This window comes from Mesorhizobium sp. M7A.F.Ca.CA.004.06.1.1, assembly GCF_003999135.1.
Taxonomy (GTDB): domain Bacteria; phylum Pseudomonadota; class Alphaproteobacteria; order Rhizobiales; family Rhizobiaceae; genus Mesorhizobium.
In genome coordinates this window covers 1-2,001 of the sequence record NZ_RZPQ01000928.1, presented here as the reverse complement: position 1 = coordinate 2,001, position 2,001 = coordinate 1, and the positions used below count along the sequence as shown (strand labels likewise).

2 protein-coding genes are annotated in these 2,001 nt (G+C 61.6%); one reads left to right on the top strand and one right to left on the bottom strand.

From position 1 onward, the window contains the following. Positions 1–1,464 (top strand): hypothetical protein (locus EN906_RS32265; protein WP_127375686.1); only part of this gene is annotated, 1,464 nt, incomplete at its 5' end. Positions 1,465–1,480: 16 nt separating this feature from the next. Here EN906_RS32265 and EN906_RS32260 read toward each other — a convergent pair. Then, the coding region (locus EN906_RS32260) for a hypothetical protein (protein WP_127375685.1) at positions 1,481–2,001 on the bottom strand (521 nt) is incomplete at its 5' end.

Here is a 2,001-nt window from a genome sequence, read left to right as displayed (position 1 = left end):
ACCGTCGATAGTCAGGGTGCGAAGCAATTATCCGACGACTTGTCCCGCTATGTCGGCAAGCAGGCCATCGACAAAGGCATTTTGAAGGTTTCGCTTGAAGGTGGCGCCTACAGGATCCTGTTCGATTTCAAGGCACTTGCGGCATCGTTTCCGGACCAGAAACTGCTGAAGTTCGACTTCGCGCCCTATGCCCTGATGGTCAAGCCGCGCAGCGACGGGTCCTGGGATGTCTCCATGGATTTCTCCCAAACTGCCTCCTTCGAGTTCAACGGACCCGAAGGGCTGCAAAGCACTCAGTTTTCGATCAAGGACGGCAAGGGTTCGGGCGTCTACGATCCAAATCTGGCGGCCTTCACCAGCGGCACCAGCTCGATGGCCGGCATGACGATGGCATCGAAGGATGCCAAGCAGCACATGGAAGCCAGCACGGGCGCCGGCATCGCGACCGTTGCCGCGACCAAGTCGGCGACCGGGGGCGTCGATTTCACAACCTCGCAAAAGGTGTCGAGCTTTGTCGAAGCGATCGATTTCGACGATCCGGAGAGCGGGTTGAAATTCCCGGTCACCGTCAGGTCGCCGGAACTGTCGGTCGAAGCCAGCGGCAAGGGCGTGCGGACCAAGCCATTGCTCGACCTCCTGGCATTTGCGGTGGCCAACGAGGACGAGGCGACGCTGAAGGCCAACCAGGCGCAGCTCAAATCGCTTCTGCTCGCCGCCTTGCCGCTTTGGCAGCGTATCGACGGGACCTACGGTTTTAAGGATTTCGCGGTGGAAAGCCCGGTCGGCAATTTCGGCGCCACCCAGCTCAGCACCGTGTTCGGCACCGATGGCGTGGCCCAGAACGGCACGATCACGTACGGCATCAAGGCATCGGGGCTGACCGTGCCGACCCAGCTTCTGCCGAGCTGGAGCGTGGGGTTGTTGCCCACCGATGTCGATTTGAACTTTGGCGGCGCCAATATCGATCTCGACAGCATGGCGAAGAAGGCGATCGAAGCTTTTGATCTCAATAAGAATCCGCCGCTGCCGGCCGAATTCGGCGAGCAGCTTAAAGTCGACTTCATGGCCAAGATGCCGAAGGTCGTGCTTGGCCACAGCACCGTGAAGAACAAGGACACGGAGATCGCGCTGGAAGGCGAGATGACATTCCCAGGCGAAAAGCCCGAAGGAAGCGTAACCGTCGATGTCGCCGGCTTCGACAAGCTTGTCGAAGGCCTGCAGGAAGCGGCAAAGTCGGAACCGGAGGTTGGCCAATACGTGCCAGTCGCTCTCATGGCGAAGGGCTTTGGCAAGACGCTGCCCGACGGCCGGCTGGAATGGATCGTCAATGCCAAGGCCGATGGCTCGGTCACCGTCAATGGCGTCATGCTGAAGCCCGCCGATCCGGCCGTGGACGACAGCCTGGATGATGGTGACGGCGCCGATGACAGCGGAGACGACAGCGGCGGCGCAGGTGCGAACTGAACCCTGAAGCTGGAGTTCAGAGCCCCAGCGCGCTTGCGATCTTGGGCGCTGCCTCGTGCCAGTCCTGGACGACGACCACATCGTCCGTCACCGGCGGCAGGAATGCGCGCAGCGAATTGTCGGCCATCAGGTGGAACAGTTCGGCGTCGGCGACCGATTCCCGTACCGACGCCAGATTGTGCGGCTGATCGTCGACGAAGACCACCGGTCGGCCGGCCTTGCCGCGAAGCTTGGCCACTGCCGGCCCTTTGGCCATTTCAGTGGTCAGAAGCGGGTAGCTCAGCCCAAGCGCGTCGAGATGGACGCGACGCACGGCACGGTGTTTGTGCGGCATGGCCGTCAGCAAGATGATTTCCGCGCGATCGCCAAGCCCTGCCAGGGCTTCTGACGCGCCGTCAGTAATGTTTTGCCAATCGGCTTGCGCGTCAAAGAAATCGGCCAGCAGTGCCGTGACTTCGGGCTGTTCGATCAGGCGGCCGCTGGCGGTCTCTGCGATGTTGCCGGTCAGCCGGAACGAGGCCAGCGTCAGGCCATAGC